Source organism: Gelria sp. Kuro-4 (genome assembly GCF_019668485.1).
GTDB lineage: Bacteria > Bacillota > DTU030 > DUMP01 > DUMP01 > DUMP01.
Genome location: NZ_AP024619.1, coordinates 2,437,738 through 2,457,748 on the forward strand (window position 1 = coordinate 2,437,738; position 20,011 = coordinate 2,457,748).

At 65.5% G+C, this 20,011-nt stretch carries 20 protein-coding genes; 11 read left to right on the plus strand and 9 right to left on the minus strand.

Annotated elements, in window-relative coordinates; genetic code table 11:
- The 6 genes from K5554_RS12260 to spoIIP all read right to left on the minus strand — a co-directional run bounded on the left by K5554_RS12260 (position 1) and on the right by spoIIP (position 7,782).
- A complete protein-coding gene (locus K5554_RS12260; protein WP_221038743.1) occupies positions 1 to 1,581 on the minus strand; it encodes a TCP-1/cpn60 chaperonin family protein in 1,581 nt (526 codons plus the stop codon).
- A gap of 59 nt (positions 1,582 to 1,640) precedes the next feature.
- On the minus strand, positions 1,641 to 2,711 hold the full coding sequence (gene hrcA / locus K5554_RS12265) for a heat-inducible transcriptional repressor HrcA (RefSeq protein WP_221038744.1): 1,071 nt from the start codon (positions 2,709 to 2,711) through the stop codon (positions 1,641 to 1,643).
- A 221-nt stretch (positions 2,712 to 2,932) separates the two neighbouring features.
- Positions 2,933 to 4,081 carry a radical SAM family heme chaperone HemW gene (gene hemW, locus K5554_RS12270; RefSeq protein WP_255565403.1) on the minus strand — a complete coding sequence of 383 codons (1,149 nt, stop codon included), beginning with the start codon at positions 4,079 to 4,081 and terminating at the stop codon, positions 2,933 to 2,935.
- Positions 4,081 to 5,886, minus strand: coding sequence for a translation elongation factor 4 (gene lepA, locus K5554_RS12275; protein ID WP_221038746.1), 1,806 nt, complete (start codon positions 5,884 to 5,886; stop codon positions 4,081 to 4,083). The genes hemW and lepA overlap by 1 nt, the downstream gene beginning before the upstream one ends.
- 100 nt (positions 5,887 to 5,986) lie before the next feature.
- Entirely contained in the window at positions 5,987 to 6,457 is a 471-nt protein-coding gene (locus K5554_RS12280; protein WP_221038747.1) for a chemotaxis protein CheX, read from the minus strand.
- 101 nt (positions 6,458 to 6,558) lie between these two features.
- On the minus strand, positions 6,559 to 7,782 hold the full coding sequence (spoIIP, locus tag K5554_RS12285; RefSeq protein ID WP_221038748.1) for a stage II sporulation protein P: 1,224 nt from the start codon (positions 7,780 to 7,782) through the stop codon (positions 6,559 to 6,561).
- A 132-nt stretch (positions 7,783 to 7,914) separates the two neighbouring features.
- Between spoIIP and K5554_RS12290 the strand changes: the two genes are divergently transcribed.
- Positions 7,915 to 8,139: a NifU family protein gene (locus K5554_RS12290; RefSeq protein ID WP_221038749.1), complete on the plus strand. Its 225-nt coding sequence runs from the start codon at positions 7,915 to 7,917 to the stop codon at positions 8,137 to 8,139.
- Positions 8,140 to 8,168: 29 nt separating this feature from the next.
- On the opposite strand, the gene K5554_RS12295 is transcribed toward K5554_RS12290, so the two are convergent.
- Positions 8,169 to 8,354, minus strand: coding sequence for a hypothetical protein (locus K5554_RS12295; protein ID WP_221038750.1), 186 nt, complete (start codon positions 8,352 to 8,354; stop codon positions 8,169 to 8,171).
- A gap of 133 nt (positions 8,355 to 8,487) precedes the next feature.
- Between K5554_RS12295 and K5554_RS12300 the strand changes: the two genes are divergently transcribed.
- Together K5554_RS12300 and K5554_RS12305 are read left to right on the plus strand one after the other, a co-directional pair.
- Positions 8,488 to 8,727 (plus strand): DUF1657 domain-containing protein, encoded by a 240-nt coding sequence (locus K5554_RS12300; RefSeq protein ID WP_221038751.1) that lies wholly within the window; start codon positions 8,488 to 8,490, stop codon positions 8,725 to 8,727.
- A 163-nt stretch (positions 8,728 to 8,890) separates the two neighbouring features.
- A complete protein-coding gene (locus K5554_RS12305; RefSeq protein WP_221038752.1) occupies positions 8,891 to 10,051 on the plus strand; it encodes an iron-containing alcohol dehydrogenase in 1,161 nt (386 codons plus the stop codon).
- A gap of 119 nt (positions 10,052 to 10,170) precedes the next feature.
- Here K5554_RS12305 and K5554_RS12310 read toward each other — a convergent pair whose 3' ends face one another.
- The gene (locus K5554_RS12310; protein WP_221038753.1) at positions 10,171 to 10,914 is read right to left on the minus strand and encodes a zinc dependent phospholipase C family protein; all 744 of its coding nucleotides are present in this window, start codon (positions 10,912 to 10,914) and stop codon (positions 10,171 to 10,173) included.
- A gap of 82 nt (positions 10,915 to 10,996) precedes the next feature.
- Entirely contained in the window at positions 10,997 to 11,467 is a 471-nt protein-coding gene (gene nrdR, locus K5554_RS12315; protein ID WP_221038754.1) for a transcriptional regulator NrdR, read from the minus strand.
- A gap of 223 nt (positions 11,468 to 11,690) precedes the next feature.
- Between nrdR and K5554_RS12320 the strand changes: the two genes are divergently transcribed.
- From K5554_RS12320 to K5554_RS12355, 8 genes are all read left to right on the plus strand, one after another.
- Complete coding sequence (locus K5554_RS12320) at positions 11,691 to 12,584, plus strand: hypothetical protein (protein ID WP_221038755.1); 894 nt, start codon at positions 11,691 to 11,693, stop codon at positions 12,582 to 12,584.
- A 15-nt stretch (positions 12,585 to 12,599) separates the two neighbouring features.
- Positions 12,600 to 12,875, plus strand: a complete 276-nt coding sequence (gene eutM / locus K5554_RS12325; protein WP_221038756.1) for an ethanolamine utilization microcompartment protein EutM — start codon at positions 12,600 to 12,602, stop codon at positions 12,873 to 12,875.
- 27 nt (positions 12,876 to 12,902) lie between these two features.
- Positions 12,903 to 13,700 (plus strand): propanediol utilization microcompartment protein PduB, encoded by a 798-nt coding sequence (gene pduB / locus K5554_RS12330; protein WP_221038757.1) that lies wholly within the window; start codon positions 12,903 to 12,905, stop codon positions 13,698 to 13,700.
- 40 nt (positions 13,701 to 13,740) lie between these two features.
- Complete coding sequence (locus K5554_RS12335) at positions 13,741 to 15,405, plus strand: propanediol/glycerol family dehydratase large subunit (protein WP_221038758.1); 1,665 nt, start codon at positions 13,741 to 13,743, stop codon at positions 15,403 to 15,405.
- 15 nt (positions 15,406 to 15,420) lie between these two features.
- Positions 15,421 to 16,083 (plus strand): propanediol/glycerol family dehydratase medium subunit, encoded by a 663-nt coding sequence (locus K5554_RS12340; protein WP_221038759.1) that lies wholly within the window; start codon positions 15,421 to 15,423, stop codon positions 16,081 to 16,083.
- Between the two features lie 12 nt (positions 16,084 to 16,095).
- A complete protein-coding gene (locus tag K5554_RS12345) occupies positions 16,096 to 16,629 on the plus strand; it encodes a diol dehydratase small subunit (RefSeq protein ID WP_221038760.1) in 534 nt (177 codons plus the stop codon).
- Positions 16,630 to 16,678: 49 nt separating this feature from the next.
- Entirely contained in the window at positions 16,679 to 18,502 is a 1,824-nt protein-coding gene (locus tag K5554_RS12350; protein WP_221038761.1) for a diol dehydratase reactivase subunit alpha, read from the plus strand.
- A 99-nt stretch (positions 18,503 to 18,601) separates the two neighbouring features.
- Positions 18,602 to 20,011, plus strand: a complete 1,410-nt coding sequence (locus K5554_RS12355; protein WP_221038762.1) for an aldehyde dehydrogenase family protein — start codon at positions 18,602 to 18,604, stop codon at positions 20,009 to 20,011.

Sequence of the window (20,011 nt, forward strand, 5' to 3'; positions counted from 1 at the left end):
CTAAAAATCCAGGGCCGCGCTCTCCGGCGCTTCCTGCACCGGACCGGGCGGGCTCACCGGATCCTTGCGCTTGATGATGGTGTCGATGCGCAAAATGGCCTCGGCCACCTCGCCGGCCGCTTTCAGGGCATGGATTTTAACCAAGGCCGGGTCGGCCACGCCCTCGGCCAGCATGGGAACCAGCCGGCCGCTCTCACAGCTTACGCCCAGGTCGTCCTCGCCCTTTTCATTCTGCGCCGCCCACACCTCTTCTATCTTTTCCAGCGGGTTGAAGCCGGCATTGGCCACAATCTGGCCCAGGGGGCGTTTCAAGGCCTCCACCACACAGTCTACGCCGTAGGCGCTCATACCGCGCTTCTCTTCCCGCGCCCTGCCCAGCTCGCGGGCCACGGCAATCTCGAGCGCCCCGCCGCCCGGAACCACCCCGCCGCGCACCGCCGCCTGCAGGGCTGAAGCAGCGTCGCGGGCGATGCGCTGGCGCTCATCCACCACTTCTTCCGTAGCCGCGCCCACCAAAATGGTAGCCAGGGGCTTCCCTTTACCTCCCAGCAGGCGCACCTGGCCGAGTTTCTCATCTTCGTACACCCGGCCGGCAAAGCCCAGGTACCCCTTGAGATCGGCCGGGGATTTCTTCAAGGCCGAACGCTTCACCACGCGGGCCCCGGTGTGCTCCGCCACCAGCTTCAGGTCGTCGCCGGCCACCTGGTCCACCACAAAAACCCCGGCGTCGGTGAGTATTTCCTCGGCAATATTATGCACGCCGCGGCTTACCACCACGAAGCCCACGCCCAGCTCGACCAGTTTGCCCAGGTTGCGGCGGAACTCTTCCTGCAGCTCCAGGTACTTGCTGAAGCCCGTTTCCGTCCCCAGGGCCTCTTCCTCGATCTCCTCCGGATCGAGGGCGTCGTCCAAAACCAGCACCGGCACGTTTTGCTTCTCGCGCGGCATTTGACTGCTGAGGCGTTCCCGGTCCAGGACCAGTCCCAGAAAGACCTCGTTGTCGGCCCCCTCCTGAGCGAGCACGGTATCCGCCAGTTTGAAGTTCGGGTCGAGGAGCTTCTCCGGGCCGATCAGGCGGGCCGCCTGCACCACCAGCTCGGCGATGTCGCCGTTCTCCCGCCCGGCGATGTAGGCGATGCGCTCCAGGATGGCGTCATCCAGCCCGCTCACGGGGCGGGCATGGCTCTGGATGAGCTCCAGGGCGCGCCGCACGCCGAAACGCAGCCCCTCGATGACCCGGGCCACCGGCACGCCACGCACCACATGATTCACGCCCTCGCTCACGAGGGCGCTGGCCAGGATGGTAGCCGTGGTGGTGCCGTCGCCGATCTCATCCTGCTGCGCCCGGGCAATGTTGATCAAGAGGCGCGCCGCCGGGTGGTTTACATCCATCTGCTCCAGGATGGTCACTCCGTCGTTGGTGATGGTCACCTCTCCAAAACGGTCCACCAGCATGGTATCCAGTCCCTTGGGGCCGATGGTCCCTTCTACGGCCGCGGCAATGGCGCGAATGGCATTGGCGTTGGAAAGCAGGGCGGCCAGGCGTTCATCCACTTCCGCCCCGCCGGTGGTTTGTTTCATGCGTACCGGTCTCCTTTCTCTTTTCCGCGTCTCGCGGCCTTCTTCCGTCGGTGCCCGCTTCAGCCGTCCAAGTCCCGCCCGGCAGCAGGCCCGCGGCCCTCGCCCCGGGAAAAGGCATCGCTCAGGCACCGGGCCATGTACTCCAGGAGCGCGATTACATGCGGATAATCCATGCGCGTCGGCCCCAGGATGGCCAGCGTCCCGACCGGCCGGCCGTCCACGCTGTAGGTAGAGGTGATCACCGCGCACTCCCGGATGGCCGCCAGCTGGTTTTCCTGGCCGATGGTCACGGTCACCCCCGGCTCTCTTTCCAGGAGCTTGTAGAGCAGTTTCTCCTCTTCCAGGAGGGCAAACAAGCGGCGCACCTTCTCCAGGTCCTGAAACTCCGGCTGGCTCAAAATGTTCTGGGTCCCGCCCATATAAATGCGTTCCCCGCGTTCGCCTCCGGCGAGCCAGTTCAAAATGGCCCGCGCCAGCTCCGCCAGCCGATTCCGCCGCTTCTGGTAATCTTCCAGGAGTTCGGCATAGAGGTTACTTAAAAGCTCGCCCGTGATCTCCTCCAGCGGGCGGCCGGCCAGCCGCCGCGTGAAGTAGCGGGCCAGGCCCTCCAGGTCCTCGGGCTGTATCTCCGGCGGCAACACCAAAACGCGGCTTTCCACCCGGCCGCGGTCGGTAAAGAGCACCGCCATGGCCAGGTGCTCCTCTAGATGAACCAGCTTCAGGGTTTTGAGCACTCCCGGCTCCACCCGGGGAGCGACCACCAGGCTGATGTAGTTGGAAACCTGGGAGAGAAGCCGGGACGCCTGGCCCAAGAGCACGTCCGCCTCCCCCGTCCCCAGGGCGGGAACCTGCCGCAACAGCTCCTCTTCCTCGTGGGTCAAGGGGTTTTTCTGCATCAGATGGTCCACGTAGAAGCGGTAGCCCAGGTCCGAGGGGACACGGCCGGCCGAGGTGTGCGGCTGCTCAAGATAGCCCATCTCTTCCAGGTCGGCCATCTCGTTGCGGATGGTGGCGCTGCTCACGCCCAGGTTGTGGCGGCGATAGAGGGTGCGCGATCCCACCGGCTCGGCGGTGGCGATGTACTCGCGCACCACGGCCTCCAGCACCCGGCGCTTGCGTTCGCTCAGCATTGTCCCCACCTCCTTCACCTCGCAACCACTTCTTTGCTCCACCCCTGGCCCACCCTTAGCACTCTCAGTAGGAGAGTGCTAAAACAATCCACCCTCACGATAACACCAAAGCCCGCCCTTGTCAAGAAGCAGGAAAGAGGAGGCCGTGTGCGCCTGCGGGGAAGGTCCCTACGGGGCCTGGTGTCAAGGGTCACCCTCGGGCGGTGTGAGCGTTTGTGCCCCTAAGGCAGGAACTCCAGGAAGACCTGGTTCGCCACCGGTAGGGCACGGGGGGTGAGGCGCAGGCCGCGCTCGTCGGCGATAAGGAGCCCGGCGGCGGTGAGCCGGGCGATGGGCCCGGCGTAAAGGGCGCGCAGGTCCACCCCGAAGCGCTGCCGGAAGCGTTCCCAGGAGACGCCCTCAACGAGCCTCAGCCCCAGGATCACCGTCTCCGCCCTCGCCAGCTCAAAAGTGGCTTCCTCCCGCTCCGCCACCGGCGGCACGCCCGCCATAACGGCCGCATGGTACGCCGTCACCGCGGAGAGGTTGGTACGTCGCACGCCGTCCAGGTAGGAGGCGGCGGCCGGCCCTAGGCCCAGGTAAGGCTCATTGCGCCAGTACACCAGGTTGTGCCGGCTCTCCCGGCCGGGACGTGCAAAATTCGAGATCTCGTACTGGCCAAGACCGGCGGCGCCCAGGCGCTCCTGGGCCTCCAGATAGAGGGCCAGGTCCAGTTCATCGGACACGGGCGCCAGGGTCCCGGCCGCGGCGCGGCGGCCGAATTCCGTTCCGGGCTCGATCGTCAGGCTGTAGGCCGAGACGTGCTCCGGCGCCAGGGCCAGGGCCTGCCTGAGCGTCGCGCGCCAGCCGGCCATAGTTTGGCCGGGGATGGCGTAGATGAGGTCCAGGCTCAGGTTGTCAAAACCGGCCGCCCGGGCCAGCTCCCAGGCGGCGCACGCCTCCCGGGCGGTGTGGCTGCGCCCGATGAACTTGAGGAGGGCGTCGTCAAAGCTCTGCACGCCCAGGCTCAGGCGGTTTACCCCCGCCGCCTTGAGCAGGCGCAGCTTCGCCGCATCCACGGTACCCGGATTGGCCTCCACCGTCCACTCCGCTCCCCGCGTACGGGGAAAACGCGCCGCCACCGCCAGCACGGCTTCGAGCTCCGCCGGCGCCAGCACCGTGGGTGTACCGCCGCCTATATAAATAGAAGGGACCTCCCAGCTGTTCGGCCAGGAGGCGAGGGCTGTTTCCGCTTCGCGTTTAAGGGCCGCCAGATACGCCTCAACCGCCGCCGGGGCCGGCGGCCGCGAGGCGAAATCGCAGTAGCAGCACTTGCGCCGGCAAAAGGGCACATGGATGTAAAGCGCCGGCGCGGGCAGGGCGGGGCGCATCATTTCACCTTCAGGACGGCCATGAAGGCCTCCTGCGGTATCTCCACGCTGCCCACCTGCTTCATGCGCCGCTTCCCTTCCTTTTGCTTCTCGAGGAGCTTGCGCTTGCGCGTCACATCGCCCCCGTAGCACTTGGCCAAGACGTCCTTGCGCAACGCCCGCACCGTCTCCCGGGCGATGACGCGGCCGCCGACGGCCGCCTGAATGGGCACCTCGAACAGCTGGCGGGGTATGAGGCTGCGCAGCTTCTCCACCAGCCGGCGGCCCTGCGCCTGGGCACGCTCGCGGTGGACAATGAGCGAGAGCGCATCCACCGGCTCCCCGTTGATGAGGATATCCAGCTTCACCAGGTCACTCGGGCGGTGGCCCAGGTAGTCGTAATCCAAGGAAGCATAGCCGCGCGTGCGGGACTTAAGGAGGTCAAAGAAGTCAAAGATGATTTCGGAAAGCGGCAGGTCATAGGTAAGAAGGACCCGCGTCTGGTCCAGGTACTCCATGTTGTGGTAGGTGCCGCGCTTTTCCTGCGCCAGTTCCATCACCGCGCCGACAAAGTCGCCGGGAACGATGATGGTGGCGCGGACGTAAGGCTCGGCCAGGGAGGCAATCTCGGTGGGCGGCGGCAGCTTGGCCGGGCTTTCTACCGCCAGGACCTCGCCGTCCGTCTTGGTCACTTCGTAAACCACGTTGGGAGCCGTGGCGATAAGCTGGACCCCGAACTCGCGCTCCAGCCGTTCCTCGACAATTTCCATGTGCAGCAGCCCCAGAAAGCCGCAGCGGAAACCAAAGCCCAGCGCCACCGACTTTTCCGGCTCGAACACCAGGGCGGCATCGTTAAGCTGCAGCTTCTCCAAAGCCTCGCGCAGCGCATCGTAGTCGCTGGTTTCCTGGGGGTAAATCCCGCAGTACACCATGGGGCGCAGGCGCCGGTAACCAGGGAGCGGTTTTGCCACCGGGCGCGCGGCGGCGGTGATGGTGTCGCCGACGCGGGCGTCCTGGATGATTTTGATGCCGGCGCTGAGGTACCCCACCTCACCGGGACCCAGCATGTCCACCGGGGTAAAGGCCGGGCGGAACACCCCCACCTCGCCCACCTCATACTCCTTGCCGGTGGCCAGCAGCCGGATCTTCTGCCCGCGCCGGATGCTCCCCTGCATCACCCGGACGTAGGCGATCACGCCGCGGTAAGAGTCGAACTTGGAGTCGAAGATGAGGGCGGCCAAGGGTGCATCGCTCGCCCCGGCCGGCGGCGGTATGCGCGCCACCACCGCTTCCAGCACCTCGGGCACGCCCTCGCCCGTCTTGGCGCTGCACAGGATCGCTTCCGCCGGGTCCAGGCCGAGGACGTCCGCCAGCTCGCGCCGTACGCGCTCCGGGTCGGCGCTGGGCAGGTCAATCTTGTTGATCACGGGGATAATGGTGAGATTGTGTTCCAGGGCGAGGTAAGTGTTGGCCAGCGTCTGCGCCTCAATCCCCTGTGTGGCATCCACCACCAAAAGAGCCCCTTCGCAGGCTGCCAGGCTGCGCGAGACCTCATAGGTAAAATCCACGTGGCCCGGCGTATCGATGAGGTTGAGCTCGTACTCCTGGCCGTCCTGCGCGCGGTAGCTGATGCGCACCGGCTGGAGTTTGATGGTGATGCCCCGCTCGCGCTCCAGGTCCATCTGGTCCAGCACCTGGTCGGTCATCTCGCGCGCGCTGAGGGTGCCGGTAAGCTCCAGGATGCGATCGGCCAAGGTCGACTTACCGTGGTCGATGTGAGCGATAATAGAAAAATTGCGGATGTGCGCTGTCCGTTCCTGCGGCATGGGCGTTCACGCCTTCCTTAACGCTTTGCTACCGAAGATTATACCATCTCCGCCCCGCCCCAGCAACAGACCCCGCCCACCCGCCCCTTCCTGCCCCGGCCTAAGCGCAGGCAGCCACGTTGATCTCGATCCGGCCCCGCCCGAACTCAAAGGGAATCACCAGGAGGGGCCGGTCATCCTGGCGGTCGGCCGCCCGGTTAAACTCCCGGCCGGTCAGCACCGTGGGCACCGTCAAAGAAGCCTGGATCCCTTCCTCCGCCAGTATGGTCAGCGCCCGGCCCATGATCATGTTCCCCAGCTCCCCCAGGGCGGACCTGGCCAGATCCGTGAGGAACAGGACGCTCGTCGTGCCCAAAAGCTGCGACGCGATCTCGAGGCCCCAGCGGTCCTCCAAGGAAAGCACCACTTGACAGCAAAAATCCCCCGTCACGTCAAAGAGCACCAGGACCTCCTCCGGCAGAAAAGGGACTTTACGGATATGCACCCGGCCGCGCTGGCCATCCAGCTTGAGGAGCTGGTGTACTACCTCATCACAGGCCGTGAGAATTGGATTGATAAACTTCGCTTCCATCCGGTTCTCCCCCTGGGTAGCAGTAGTCCGGTCTTATTATATTCGCTGCCGGGGCCGCTTTTCTAGGGGTACAAGGGCCCGGCCCCCCGTTTTTTTCGCGCTTAAGGCAGTTCCGGGAGCAGGACCGCAATGGCGTCCGCCAGGTAACGGGCAGCCAGTTTGGCCTCCTCCAAGGTATTCTGGTCGCCGCCGATTTCCACCAGGAGGGCCTGGGGGTGCAGGTGCTGGTTGAAGCGGGCGGTGTCGATCTTGATGCCGCGGGAAAGCCCGGGGTAAAGGGACTCCAGCTTCTGCTGCAGCTTAAGAGCAAAGGCATGATTCTTCTGCCAGTTGGGGTGGGCCAGTCCCAGACGGTCCGTCCCGACAATAAGGTAAAGGCGCGCCACCTTTCGGCCGGCGATCTCCGCGGTGGTCATGCTGTGCGACTCCCTGGGGTCCGTGGAAGGGGCATCGCGATGTACGTCGAGGAGCATCTTAAGGCCGGAGTTTGCCTTTACCAAGCGGGCGGCGGTATCCGCCGAGTGCAGGTAAGCCTCCCGGAACTTTTCACCGTCGTGGCGGGTGGTGTCGTGCACGGCGCGGATGCCGTGCTCGGCCAGCGCCTCCACCAAGGTTTCGCCCACCGCCACAATACCGGCCTTACGGTTATAGGTGTGGCTGGTCCCGGCGGTGGGTACGTAATCCTCGGAGGTATGGGTGTGGTAAACGGCCACCACGGGCGGCCCAGTGGGTGCCTGGGCGGGCTTGACGGGTGGCTGCGCCGCCGGCACCTCGCCCGGAGACGGCGGTGCCGGCGGCGTCGGGGAGGCGGGTGGCACCGGCGGCAGGGGCGTAGGCCGCGCGGTCCCCCGACCCAAGAGGCCAAAGAGAGCCAGCTCACTCTTAAAAAAGGCCAGCGGCCCACCCGCTCCCGGAAGGCCCAGGCCCTGCAGGGAAAAGGCCGGCAGCTTCAGCCCCAGCCGGTCCTTCTCCCTTCCCTGCGCCCGGAGCGGGGCCAGGGGTAGACCCTGGTGCAGAACGGCGGTATAGTCAAGCGGGTACCTTTCCAGCACCGCCGACACCCAGGCCGGCAGGCCGCTTTCCCCGGACGCCGCCGGTGCAAAAGCCGGCACCGCCTGGGGCGGCCTTATGTTTGGAACCCAAGAGATAAATAGCGCCACCAGGCAAAACCCCGCGGTGAGTAAAGCCAGGCTCCTGAGCCAGGGGCCGGGCCGAAGCCGCCGGGGGCTGAGACGCAACCTCACCAGGTGCCAGCGCAACGCCTTCACCTCTTTAGTGCTGCCGTCCATGCCGGTCTCCGCCGCCGCTTTCCTATAGAAAAACACTATGCCCCCGCCCCGCTCTTTAGACCGGCGCGGCGCCCGCCCGAAAAAGAGTGCGGTGCGTTGTATCCCCCTTACCGCGCGTGGTATAATGAGACGAGGCACGTCAAAAAGCCGAAAAGAGGTGACTAGGGATTGAAAGAGAAGGTTGAGCAGGCCCTGGCCAAGATCCGCCCGGCCCTCCAGGCCGACGGCGGCGACGTGGAACTGGTGGCCGCTGACGAAGCCACCGGGGTTGTCAAAGTGCGCCTTACGGGAACCTGCGGCGGCTGCCCGTTCGCCCTTATGACCCTGAAGCAGGGTATCGAGCAAACCCTCAAGGAAGAGGTTCCAGAGGTCAAGGAAGTTCAGTCCGTTTAGCAAAAAACCCGGCTGAGGGCTCTTCACCCTCAGCCGGGTTTTTTGGTTTTGAGCCGGGTTCTTTTTCCCGGCGGGCCGGAACGAGCAGGCGCGCCGCGCGCCGAACGGCCTCCCTCATCCTGCAGTTCTTCTTCAAAAATGCCTTCGGTCCTGGCCTCGTCATCGTCATCGTTATTTTTTACCACCTTCGCCTCGGCCTTCCTCTTGTCATTCATGTCATGCACCTCGCTTTTAGTCTGCGCCGACCTGGCAGGTTTATGCCCGGGAGGCAGAAGCTGCGGCTATATCTCGGCACACCTGCGGGCAAAATACTCTTGGTCCCCAAAAATTCTTAAGGAGGGTGCTCGTATGACCGTAGGCCAGAAACTCCACCAAACCGTGGCCAGCCTGGAAGGCGCCGTGGGCAGTCTGAAGAGTTTCGCCCTGGACACGCAGGACCAGAGTGCCAAGCAGCAATTTGACGCCTACGCCCGGCAGCTGGACCAGATCGTCCAAGGCCTCAAGACGCGGACCAACTACGTGGAAGCCCAGGAACCCGCCTACAAGATGTCGCCTACGGCCAAGGCGCACGCCAAGAAACAGTTCTAAGGAGCACCCCGGGCGCCGTCCGGCGCCCTACATAAGGCGCCAAGCGGCAAAAATCGATCGCTACATGACAAATGATTGACAAGGATTCTGCGCCGGCAGGGCGAAAACCCGGCAGGAAGTGTTCCGCCGGGTTCATGGCTAACACAGCAATGGAGGGACAGAAATGGCTGAATACGTTTTGCCGCCGGTGGTTCTCCTCAGGCCAGGTGTCGCGCGGTCGGTCGGTCAGGAGGTGGCCGGCCTCGGTTGCCGCAAAGTGCTTATCGTGACCGACAGGTTCCTGGTGGAAATGGGGCTCGCCGGCCGCATCCAGGACAACCTGAGGCAGGCCGGGGTAGAAAGCGTGATCTACTCGGGCGTCAACCCCGATCCGACCACCGGTAACGTGGCGGGTGGCATTAAGCTTCTTAAGGAGAACGGGTGTGATGCCGTGGTGGGCATCGGCGGCGGCAGCGCGCTGGACTGCGGCAAGACAGTGGCCTACATAGGCGCCGCCTTTCCCGACGACGTACCCCAAGCCATGCGCAGACCTGCCGCTCCCGGTGCCGGCGGGCTGCCCTTTATCGCCATTCCCACCACGGCCGGTACCGGGAGCGAGGCCACGCAGTTTGTGGTCATCACCGACCCGGTGGCCAAGGAAAAGATGGTGATCGTCAACCGTCATCTCATGGCCCGCCTAGCCCTGGATGACCCGGAACTCACCGCCACCATGCCCCCGAAAATGACCGCCGCCACAGGCATGGACGCCCTGGCCCACGCCGTGGAGGCCTATGTTTCGCCCAACGCCAGCCCGCTTTCCGACGCTCTCGCCCTTAAAGCCGTCCGCCTGATCGGGCATAACCTCCGTCAGGCTTTCGCCCAAGGCAACGACATGGCCGCCCGTACCGCTATGATGGAGGCACAGCTTTTGGCGGGCATGGCCTTCAACAACGCCGGGGTAGGCTATGTCCATGCCATGGCTCATCCGCTGGGCGCCCGTTACCACATCCACCACGGCGTGTGCTGCTCGCTCCTTCTGCCCCAGGTGTGCGCCTTTAACCTCTCGCTGGTACCGGAACGGTATGCCGAAATTGCGGCCGCCCTGGGACGGGATGTGCGCGGCCTCTCCGCCGAGGCCGCCGCCCGGCAGGCCGTGGAAGCCATCGTCCGGCTCCGGCACGACCTGAAGCTTCCGGAACGCCTTTCCGAGGTAGGTGCGCGCGAAGAAGACCTCCTCTCCCTCGCCGAGGAAGCCCTGCACGACCGCTGCGCCCTCACCAACCCGCGCCAAGCCACGCGCGAAGAAGTGGCCCGCCTCTACCTGGGGTCAGGTATCAACTTTTAAAAGTAACGTGTCGAAATCAAGGGCCTGCTGAGCGGGCCCTTGATCTTTTTTCCCGTTGGCAAAAAGAGCCGGCGCTTTCTTCTAAGCCGGCCTGGCGACTGGTCTTATGCGGCCGGGAGCTACGCTTTTTGGCTTTTCGTGCCGTCCGCCACCGCCTCGAAAAAGCGATGGATCAGCCCGGCGGTCCGGCGCAGGGTGTAAGGAATGAGCAGGTGCGCCACCTCAGGCCAGTTTTCCCGGTAGTGGGGATTAACGCTACGATCAATCCGGGGCAACAGGCGGTACGAGGTGGCAGCCGCATCGTCGATCCAGTCGTAAACCCGGGCCGAGGTGGTAAAGTGGGTACCGTACTTGGGGTGCGCGTGGCTCCCCTGCCAGGTGTACTCGCCGCCGGAGGTGACGCTGAACTTTTGCCAGCGTTCCTCCTCGCGCAGCCAGGCCTCGTACGCCGCGTGGCCGTATGGATCGAGCCCGAGCGGCATAAAGGCCCCCATCAGCCCGGCGTGCTGGGGTACACAAGCATCCTGCAACAAGTGCAGCACCAGCCCCAAACGGTACAGGGCGGCTTTTTTCTTCCCGCGCTTCCAGAAGCGGCGGGCGCGGCTAAACTGAAAGGCGGCCACCTCCGCCGAACTAGGCCGGCAGCCGGCAAACCCCCGGTGCTTGAAGGGGTGGTGAAAGTGAAAGAAAACGCCGAGTTTTCCGTCGGCCGCGGCCGTCCCTGCGGCAAGCGCATCCCCCAGCCCCTGCCCCCGGGGCGGCGGCAGCAGCAAGCGGGCTTCGGGAAACTTGTCGGCAGCCAGGATGATGATGCCCTGGCGGGCGAAGGAACTGTGGTCAAATTTATAGTAACGCTGCTCCACCGCGCTCCCCCCTGAAAGCAGCATATGCAGCAGCCGCAGGGAGGGGCACGTGGACAGGACCGCGCTTTCCCGCATTGGGCCGCTAGTCGCCTTCCTTTTTTTGCCGGCCGAGAAGCGACTCCAGCTCTTCGCGAAAGCGCTCGACATCGGTAAAGCGCCGGTATACAGAAGCAAAGCGCACGTAGGCCACCTCGTCCAGCTTACGCAGCCTTGCCATCACCAGGTCCCCGATGGTGGTGGAAGGCACTTCCTCTAGGAGAGTATTGCGTACATCTCGCTCCACTCCCTCGGCCAGCGCCTCCAGGGTGGCCAGGGGAACCGGCCGCTTCTCGCAGGCCTTTACCAGGCCGGTGAGGATCTTCTGCCGGTCGAAACGCTCGCGGCGCCCGTCGCGTTTGACGACAAAAAGCGGCTGCTCTTCCACGCGCTCATAGGTGGTGAAGCGCCGCCCGCAGCCGCCACACTCGCGCCGCCGGCGGATGACGGACCCGGCTTCGGCCGGGCGCGAGTCTAAGACCTTGGTGTCCGGCTCGCCGCAAAAGGGACAGCGCATGCCTTCCCGCCCCCTTTTCTTGTTAGCTTCATTATATTATCTACCCTTGTCCCTGTCGAGCCGCGCCGAAACCTGGGCCGGCGGCTAATAAGCTGCCGCCCCCGAGGATAAACTACACGCGACGTGCCACATCCACTCCGCAAACAAGGGGGGATCGGCGAGACCGGCGCGAAAAGAGAGAAGGCACGGACGTCAGCCTCACATTTGTGAGAGGGGGGATTTAATGTATACCCTCGCAGGAGTTGTCGCGTCCTTCGGCGGTGGAGTATTCGGCGCGGCCATCGGCGGGCTGCCGGCCTTTATCATCACCGGTCTGGTGGTCCTGGCCGGGGTAGCGGCGGGCTTTTTCAAGGACCTGACCGCGGCCCGAGCCGTCCTCAACCAGGTGGCCTTTGGTCCCTTCGTCGGCCCGCACATCGCTTTCGCTGGAGGCGTGGCCGCCGCGGCTTACGCAGCGCGCAAAGGGCTCCTTGCCACTGGGAAAGACATCATCACGCCGCTTGCCAAGCTCAATGACCCGGGCGTGCTGGCGGTGGGTGGGGTATTCGGCGTACTAGGGTACCTGCTCCAAACTTGGTTCGCCGCCATCGGCCTCAAAACCGACACCGTGGCCTTCACGGTGGCCCTCTCGGGTATCCTGGCCCGCTGGGCCTTCCTCGCCGAAGGCCCCTTCGGCACTCTTTCCCCGGAACTGGCCAAGGAAGCCACGCCCGGCAACCTCGGGGGACGCTTTGTGGTGACGGAGAGGGCGGTGTGGCTGCCGTACCAGAAGGATTTGACCCAGCTTGTGGTGCTGGGTTTCGGCCTCGGCGCAGCTTCGGCCTCGGCCACCCTGTTCACGGGCAGCCCGGTCATCGGCTTCGGCATCGCCGCCGCCTGGCTGATTTTCCTCATCACCCCGGGCGGTGCGCCGGTGGGACATCACATTGCACTGCCGGCGGCGGTGGCGGCCAGCATGACGGGCAATCTCCTCATCGGTGCTCTTTGGGGCGTGCTGGGCGCCCTCATCGGGGAACTGGCGGCCCGCCTTTTTTACAACTGGGGTAAGAGCCACATTGACCCGCCCGCCGTGGCCATAGCCGCCTGTAACACTTTAGCTGTACTGCTTTTGTCTTAGCAAAGGAGGATGAGCATGGCTCTGGAAGCGTTGGGGCTGGTGGAAACCAAGGGGCTGGTGGCCGCCATCGAGGCGGCGGATGCTATGGTCAAAGCAGCCAATGTGTCCCTGATGGGGTATGAAAAGATTGGTGCCGGGCTGGTTACGGTGATGGTGCGCGGTGATGTGGGAGCCGTGAAGGCCGCCACCGACGCCGGCGCGGCGGCGGCGCAAAAGGTGGGCGAGCTGGTCTCCGTCCACGTCATCCCGCGCCCGCACGCGGACACGGAGAAAATCCTCCCCCAGGTTTAACCCCGAAGACGTCTGGAGGTGTAAAGCATGGAAGAGCAGCTGGTTGATAAGATCGTCCAGGAAGTGCTGCGGCGGGCCGGCGGCGACGGTTCCGCAGCGGCGGCGAGCACGGCCGCGGCCGCAGGTGGCGGCGGCCGCGGGCTCACGGAGTTTGTAGGCACCGGCTTGGGTGACACCATCGGACTGGTCATCGCCAACGTCGACCAGTCCATCCACGAGAAAATGGGGCTTGACCCGAAGTACCGCTCCATCGGCATCTTCGGCGGCCGCACCGGGGCCGGCCCCCAGATCCTGGCGGCCGACGAAGCCGTCAAGGCCACCAACACCGACATCGTGGCCATTGAGCTGCCGCGCGACACCAAGGGCGGCGCCGGCCACGGCAGTCTGATCATCTTTGGGGCCGAGGAAGTGAGTGACGCCCGCCGGGCTGTGGAGGTAGCCCTGCGCGAGCTCGACCGGACCTTCGGCGATGTCTACGTCAACGACGCCGGGCACCTGGAGTTTCAGTACACCGCCCGCGCCTCCATCGCCGCCAACAAGGCCTTCAAGGCCCCCATGGGCAAGGCCTTTGGGCTCACTGTGGGCGCACCGGCCGTCATCGGCGTGGTGATGGCCGATACGGCCGTAAAGGCCGCCACGGTGGAAGTGCTGGGGGTGGCCAGCCCGGCCAAGGGAACCAGTTTCACCAACGAGGTGATCCTCTTTATGAGCGGGGACTCGGGCGCGGTGCGGCAGGCCCTCATCGCCGCCCGCACGGTGGGCTTGAAGCTCCTCTCCACCCTGGGCGCGGCACCCACTTCCGTGACCGGCAAGCCCTATATTTAGGCCGGGCCGGCCCGCTTAGCACGCTAAAGGAGGAAAGGGAATGAAGCGGTCCAAGCGCTTTGAAATCCTGGCGCAGAAACCGGTCAACCAGGACGGTTTCGTCCAGGAATGGCCGGAAGTGGGCCTGGTGGCCATGAGCGGCCCCAACGACCCCAAGCCCAGCATCAAGATCGAAGGCGGCCGCGTAGTGGAGCTGGACGGCAAGCCCCGGGCCCAGTTTGACATGCTGGACCAGTTCATCGCCGACCACGCCCTCAACCTGGAGCTGGCGCCGCAGGTGGTGCAGGGCGACTCGCGCGAGCTGGCCAAGAGGATCGTGGACGTCAACGTGCCGCGCGCGGAGATCGTCAAGCTCACCACGGCCATGACCCCGGCGAAGATCTGCGAAGTGGTCGGGTTCATGAACGTGGTGGAGATGATGATGGCGCTTCAGAAAATGCGCTGCCGCAAGACGCCGGACATCCAGTGCCACGTCACCAGCCTAACCGACAACCCGGTGCAGATCGCCGCCGACGCGGCCGAGGCCGCCATCCGCGGTTTTGACGAAATGGAGACCACCGTGGGCGTGGTGCGCTACGCGCCCTTTAACGCCCTGGCGCTCCTGGTGGGCTCCCAGACCGGGCGCGGCGGCGTGCTCACTCAGTGCGCGCTGGAGGAAGCCACGGAGCTGAGGCTCGGCATGCGCGGCTTCACCTCGTATGCTGAGACCATCTCCGTGTACGGCACCGAGAACGTGTTCATCGACGGCGACGACACCCCCTGGTCCAAGGCCTTCCTGGCCTCGGCCTACGCCTCCCGGGGGCTTAAGATGCGTTTCACCTCCGGCACCGGTTCCGAGGTGCAGATGGGCTACGCCGAGGGCAAGTCCATGCTTTACCTGGAGGCGCGCTGCATCTACGTGACTAAAGGCGCCGGCGTGCAGGGGCTGCAGAACGGCTCCATCAGCTGCATCGGCATCCCGGGCGCCGTGCCCGGCGGCATCCGCGCGGTGCTGGCGGAGAACCTCATCACCACCATGCTCGATCTCGAGGTGGCTTCCGGCAACGACCAGACCTTCAGCCACTCCGACATCCGCCGGACGGCCCGTACCATGATGCAGTTCCTGCCCGGCACCGACTTCATCTTCTCGGGGTACAGCGCCGTGCCCAACTACGACAACATGTTCGCCGGCTCCAACTTCGACGCCGAGGACTACGACGACTACCTGGTACTGCAGCGCGACCTCATGGTGGACGGCGGCCTAAGGCCGGTGCGCGAGGAGGACGTCATCAAGGTGCGCAACAAGGCGGCACGCGCGCTGCAGGCCGTCTTTCGGGGCCTCGACCTGCCGCCCATCAGCGATGAAGAGGTGGAGGCCGCCACCTACGCCCACGGCAGCGCCGACATGCCCAAGCGCAACGTGGTGGAGGACCTGAAGGCGGCCGAAGAGATGATGAAGCGGGGCGTCACCGGTCTCGACATCGTCAAGGCCCTGGCGACCGGCGGGTTTGAGGACGTGGCACAAAATGTGCTCGGCATGCTGCGCCAGCGCGTCTCCGGCGATTACTTACACACCTCCTCCATCATCGATGCCGCCTTCACGGTGAAGAGCGCCGTCAACGACCCCAACGATTACCAGGGCCCCGGCACCGGCTACCGCATCTCGCCGGAGCGCTGGGCGGAAATCGCCGACATCCCGACGGCCCTTCGGCCGGCAGACTTCTAGGAAGGGGTGAGGTATGTGCAGCTCAGTGAACAGATGGTACGGCAGGTTGTAGAAGAAGTGTTGGCCGGGCTGGGGCGGGGCACGGCGGCAGTAGCCCCGGGTGCCGGGCCGGGACCGGCGACGGCGGTGAGCGGCCTGGTCCTCACGGAAAAGGGCGAGGCGGCCAAAGGCACCAAGGCCGACGAGGTGGTCATCGGGCTGGCGCCGGCCTTCGGCGCCACCCTGACCAAGACCATCGTAGACATCCCCCACGCTGTGGTGCTGCGCGAGCTCATCGCGGGAATTGAGGAAGAGGGGCTTTCCGCCCGGGTGATCCGCGTGCGGCACACCTCGGACGTGGCCTTTATCGCCCACACGGCCGCCAAGCTCTCGGGCTCGGGCGTGGGCATCGGGATCCAATCGCGCGGCACCACGGTAATCCACCAGAAGGACCTGGAACCCCTGAGCAACCTGGAGCTTTTCCCGCAGGCACCGCTGCTTGACGCGGGCACGTACCGCGCGATCGGGCGCAATGCCGCCCGCTACGCCAAGGGGCTCTCGCCGGACCCGGTGCCCACGAAGAACGACCAGATGGCCCGGCCCAAGTACCAGGCCAAGGCAGCGGTGCTGCACATCAAGGAGACGCAGTACGTCACTCCCGGCGCCAAGCCGGTGGAGCTGGCCGTGAGCTTTAGCTAAGGAGGAATTGGCATGGACGAACGCACCATCGAGCAGGTCGTGCGCGAGGTTCTGCGGTCCCTGGGCTCGGGCGGCGCGGCGGGACCGGCAGCGTGCCCCGCCCCGGCAGCCGGCGCCCCCGCCCCTGCCCGCGGCCTTGACCCCAAGGCCGACTACCCCCTGGCCGCCCGCCGGCCGGAGCTCGTTAAGACCCCCACCGGCAAGACGCTGGGGGACATTACCCTGGAGAAAGTCAAGCGCGGCGAAATCACTCCGCAGGACGTGCGCATTACCGCGGAAACACTCTACCTCCAGGCAGAAATCGCCGAAAAAGCGGGTCGGCCCCAGTTCGCCCGCAACCTCAGGCGTGCGGCTGAGCTCACCAAGGTCCCGGACGAACGCATCCTGGAGATCTACAGCGCCTTGCGTCCCTACCGCTCCACCAAGGCCGAGCTCTTGGCCATTGCCGACGAGCTGGATCAAAAGTACGGCGCCAAGATGAACGCCGACCTGGTGCGGGAGGCGGCCGACGTCTACGAGCGGCGCGGCCGGCTGCGCAGCGCCTGAGCGCCCCGCGCCGGGGAGCGCCGGGCAAATCTGGAAGCGGGGTGGTAGCGTGCAACTGGTAGCCGGGGTGGACGTGGGCAACGCCACCACCGAAACGGCGCTGGCGCGCGTAGGAAACGGCCGGGCCGACTTTCTCGCCAGCGGCATCACGAAAACCACCGGCATCAAGGGAACCAAGGAAAACCTGAGCGGCATCATGGCCTCCCTGCGCCAGGCGCTGGCGAAAGCGGACCTGGAACTTGCCGACCTGGACCTCGCGCGCATCAATGAGGCTGCGCCGGTGATCGGTGACGTGGCCATGGAGACCATCACCGAAACTATCATCACCGAGTCCACCATGATCGGGCATAACCCCTCCACCCCCGGCGGCCTGGGGCTGGGCGTCGGCACCACCTGCCGCATCGAGGAGCTGGAAAAGACCCCGCCCGGGCAGAAAGTTCTCCCCATTATCCCGGCCAGTTGGGACTTCGCCGCCGCCGCGCAGGCCCTCACCGCCGCCCTGGAGCGCGGCGTAGAGGTAACGGGGGCCATCGCCCAGGGGGACGACGGCGTGCTCATCGCCCACCGTCTCCCCCGCCCCCTGCCTGTGGTGGACGAGGTGCGGCTCATCGACAAGGTGCCGCTCGGCATGCCGGCCGCCATCGAGGTAGCGGCACCGGGCGGCGTCATCCAAACACTCTCCAACCCGTACGGCATCGCCACGGTCTTTGGCCTGTCGCCGGAAGAGACCAAGGCCGTAATCCCGGTGGCGCGGGCGCTCATCGGCAACCGCTCGGCGGTGGTCATCCGCACCCCCGCCGGAGACGTGAAGGAGCGCCGCATCCCGGCCGGCAAGCTCATTTTGGTGGGCGAAAAGCGGCGCGCCGCCGTGGACGTGGACGCCGGCGCCGAAAAGATCATGGCCGCCGTGCGCGAGGCCGCGCCGCTTTTGGACGTGCGCGGCGAGGCCGGGACCAACGCCGGCGGCATGCTGGAGCGGGTACGCCAGGTGATGGCCAACCTTACCGGCCAGGAGGCCGGCGCGATCCGTATCCAGGACCTCCTGGCGGTGGACACCTTTGTGCCCCAGACGGTGCGCGGCGGCCTGGCGGGCGAGTTTTCTCTGGAAAATGCCGTGGGGCTGGCGGCCATGGTGAAGGCCGACCGCCTGCAGATGGAGCGCATCGCCGCGCTCCTGGGTGAACAGACGGGCATTAAGGTGGAGGTGGGCGGCGTGGAGGCCAACATGGCCGTGCTGGGTGCCCTCACCACCCCGGGAACAGCCAAGCCCCTGGCCATCCTGGACCTGGGCGCCGGCTCCACCGATGCCGCCCTGATCAGCCGGGAGGGCCGCACCGTCTCGACCCACCTGGCCGGGGCCGGCAACATGGTCACCCTGCTCATCGGCTCCGAGCTGGGTCTGGAGGACCTGGACCTGGCCGAGGACATCAAGAAGTACCCCCTGGCCAAGGTGGAGAGCCTCTTTCACATCCGGCACGAAGACCAGAGCGTGGAGTTCTTTGCCGAACCGCTCGACCCGCACCTCTACGCCCGGGTGGTGGTACTTAAAGAAGGTGAGATGCTGCCCTTGCCGGGGGACCTCAGCCTGGACAAGGTACGGGCGGTGCGCCGCGAGGCCAAGCGCAAGGTCTTTGTGGAAAACGCGGTGCGGGCCCTGGGGCAGGTTTCGCCCACCGGCAACATCCGCGACATCGACTTTGTGGTGCTGGTGGGCGGCTCGTCGCTGGATTACGAGGTGTCGCGCTTTATCACCGACCGGCTGGCGGAGTACGGCATTGTCGCCGGGCAGGGGAACATCCGCGGCAGCGAGGGGCCGCGCAACGCCGTGGCCACGGGCCTGGTGCTCTCCTACGCCCAGGGAAAGCGGTCGTAACGCGCCCAGCGGGAAACTCCCTATGGTCCTCATATCTTTCGACAGCAGGCACCATGTCTCCCAATTGTCGCTTCCGTCAGCCAGAAAGGAGGAAGCTCAATGCTGGACCGTTCTCTTCCGGTGGAAGAGATTGTGCGCCAGGTGGTGACGCGCCTTCGGGCGCAGGAACAGGGAGCGTCGCCGGCCGGCGACGGCGAAAACGGCATCTTTGCCCGTGTGGAGGATGCCGTGTGCGCCGCCCGCGAGGCGGAAAAGGAGATGCTCAAAGCCAGTATGGCCGAGCGGGCGGCCATGGTGGCGGCCATGCGCCGGGCGGCCGGCGCGCACATTGAGGAACTGGCGCGCCTGGCGGTGGAGGAAACCGGCATGGGCCGGGTGGAGCACAAGATCATTAAGAACCGCCTGGTGGTGGAAAAAACGCCGGGGGTGGAAGACCTGGCCACCGAGGCCTGGTCCGGGGACGACGGCCTGACGCTCCTTGAAATGTCCCCCTTCGGCGTCATCGGCGCCGTCACCCCGTCAACCAATCCCACGGAAACAGTCATCTGCAACAGCATCGGCATGATCGCCGCCGGCAACACGGTGGTCTTCAGCCCCCACCCCGGGGCGAAGCGCACTTCGCTCAAGGCGGCGGCCCTGATGAACCAGGCCGTGCAGGAGGCCGGTGGCCCGCGCTACGCCATTTGCGCGCTGGCTGAACCCAGCTTGGAGAACTCCGGCGCCCTGATGCGCCACCCGGACGTGAACCTCCTGGTGGCTACAGGCGGGCCGGGCGTGGTGAAGGCCGTGCTCTCCTCCGGCAAGAAAGCCATCGGGGCCGGTGCCGGCAACCCGCCGGCGGTGGTGGACGACACGGCGGATATCGAGGCGGCGGCCGAGCACATTGTGGCCGGGGCCGCTTTCGACAATAACCTGCCCTGCATCGCGGAAAAAGAAGTGGTGGTGCTCAGCAACGTGGCCGACTACCTCATCTTCAACATGGAAAAAGCCGGCGCGTACCGCATTAAGGACCCGAAGGTGATCGACCGCCTGGTGAAGCTGGCCTTTACCCCTGACGGAAAGCTGAACCGCAAGTATGTAGGGCGCGACGCCAAGGTGTTCCTGCGCGATGCGGGGATTGAACCGCCCGCCCGGGACGTGCCCTGCCTGATCATGGAGGTGGAACGGGACCACCCCTTTGTCCAGGAGGAGCTGATGATGCCGCTCCTGCCCATTGTACGCATCGACAAAATCCAAGAAGCCATGGATTTCGCCGTCGAGGTGGAACACGCCAACCGCCACACGGCGGTGATGCATTCCAAGAACATCGATCACCTCACCTACCTGGCAAAGGCCATCAAGACCACCATTTTCGTCAAGAACGGGCCGTCGTACGCCGGCATCGGGGTGGGCGGCGAAGGGTTCACCACTTTCACGATCGCCGGGCCCACAGGCGAAGGCCTCACCTCGGCGCGCACCTTCACCCGCAGGCGTCGCTGCGTACTGGTGGACGCCCTTTCTATCCGCTGA

Bases quoted from the DNA above. Each gene is read 5' to 3' on its own strand.
- K5554_RS12335 (WP_221038758.1), top strand. From the start codon at position 13,741: ATGAAGCGGTCCAAGCGCTTTGAAATCCTGGCGCAGAAACCGGTCAAC.
- lepA (WP_221038746.1), bottom strand. From the start codon at position 5,886: ATGCCGCAGGAACGGACAGCGCACATCCGCAATTTTTCTATTATCGCT.
- hrcA (WP_221038744.1), bottom strand. From the start codon at position 2,711: ATGCTGAGCGAACGCAAGCGCCGGGTGCTGGAGGCCGTGGTGCGCGAG.
- pduB (WP_221038757.1), top strand. From the start codon at position 12,903: ATGGAAGAGCAGCTGGTTGATAAGATCGTCCAGGAAGTGCTGCGGCGG.
- K5554_RS12320 (WP_221038755.1), top strand. From the start codon at position 11,691: ATGTATACCCTCGCAGGAGTTGTCGCGTCCTTCGGCGGTGGAGTATTC.
- K5554_RS12295 (WP_221038750.1), bottom strand. From the start codon at position 8,354: ATGAATGACAAGAGGAAGGCCGAGGCGAAGGTGGTAAAAAATAACGAT.
- K5554_RS12345 (WP_221038760.1), top strand. From the start codon at position 16,096: ATGGACGAACGCACCATCGAGCAGGTCGTGCGCGAGGTTCTGCGGTCC.
- K5554_RS12355 (WP_221038762.1), top strand. From the start codon at position 18,602: ATGCTGGACCGTTCTCTTCCGGTGGAAGAGATTGTGCGCCAGGTGGTG.
- K5554_RS12300 (WP_221038751.1), top strand. From the start codon at position 8,488: ATGACCGTAGGCCAGAAACTCCACCAAACCGTGGCCAGCCTGGAAGGC.
- hemW (WP_255565403.1), bottom strand. From the start codon at position 4,081: ATGCGCCCCGCCCTGCCCGCGCCGGCGCTTTACATCCATGTGCCCTTT.
- nrdR (WP_221038754.1), bottom strand. From the start codon at position 11,467: ATGCGCTGTCCCTTTTGCGGCGAGCCGGACACCAAGGTCTTAGACTCG.
- K5554_RS12305 (WP_221038752.1), top strand. From the start codon at position 8,891: ATGGCTGAATACGTTTTGCCGCCGGTGGTTCTCCTCAGGCCAGGTGTC.
- eutM (WP_221038756.1), top strand. From the start codon at position 12,600: ATGGCTCTGGAAGCGTTGGGGCTGGTGGAAACCAAGGGGCTGGTGGCC.
- K5554_RS12280 (WP_221038747.1), bottom strand. From the start codon at position 6,457: ATGGAAGCGAAGTTTATCAATCCAATTCTCACGGCCTGTGATGAGGTA.
- K5554_RS12260 (WP_221038743.1), bottom strand. From the start codon at position 1,581: ATGAAACAAACCACCGGCGGGGCGGAAGTGGATGAACGCCTGGCCGCC.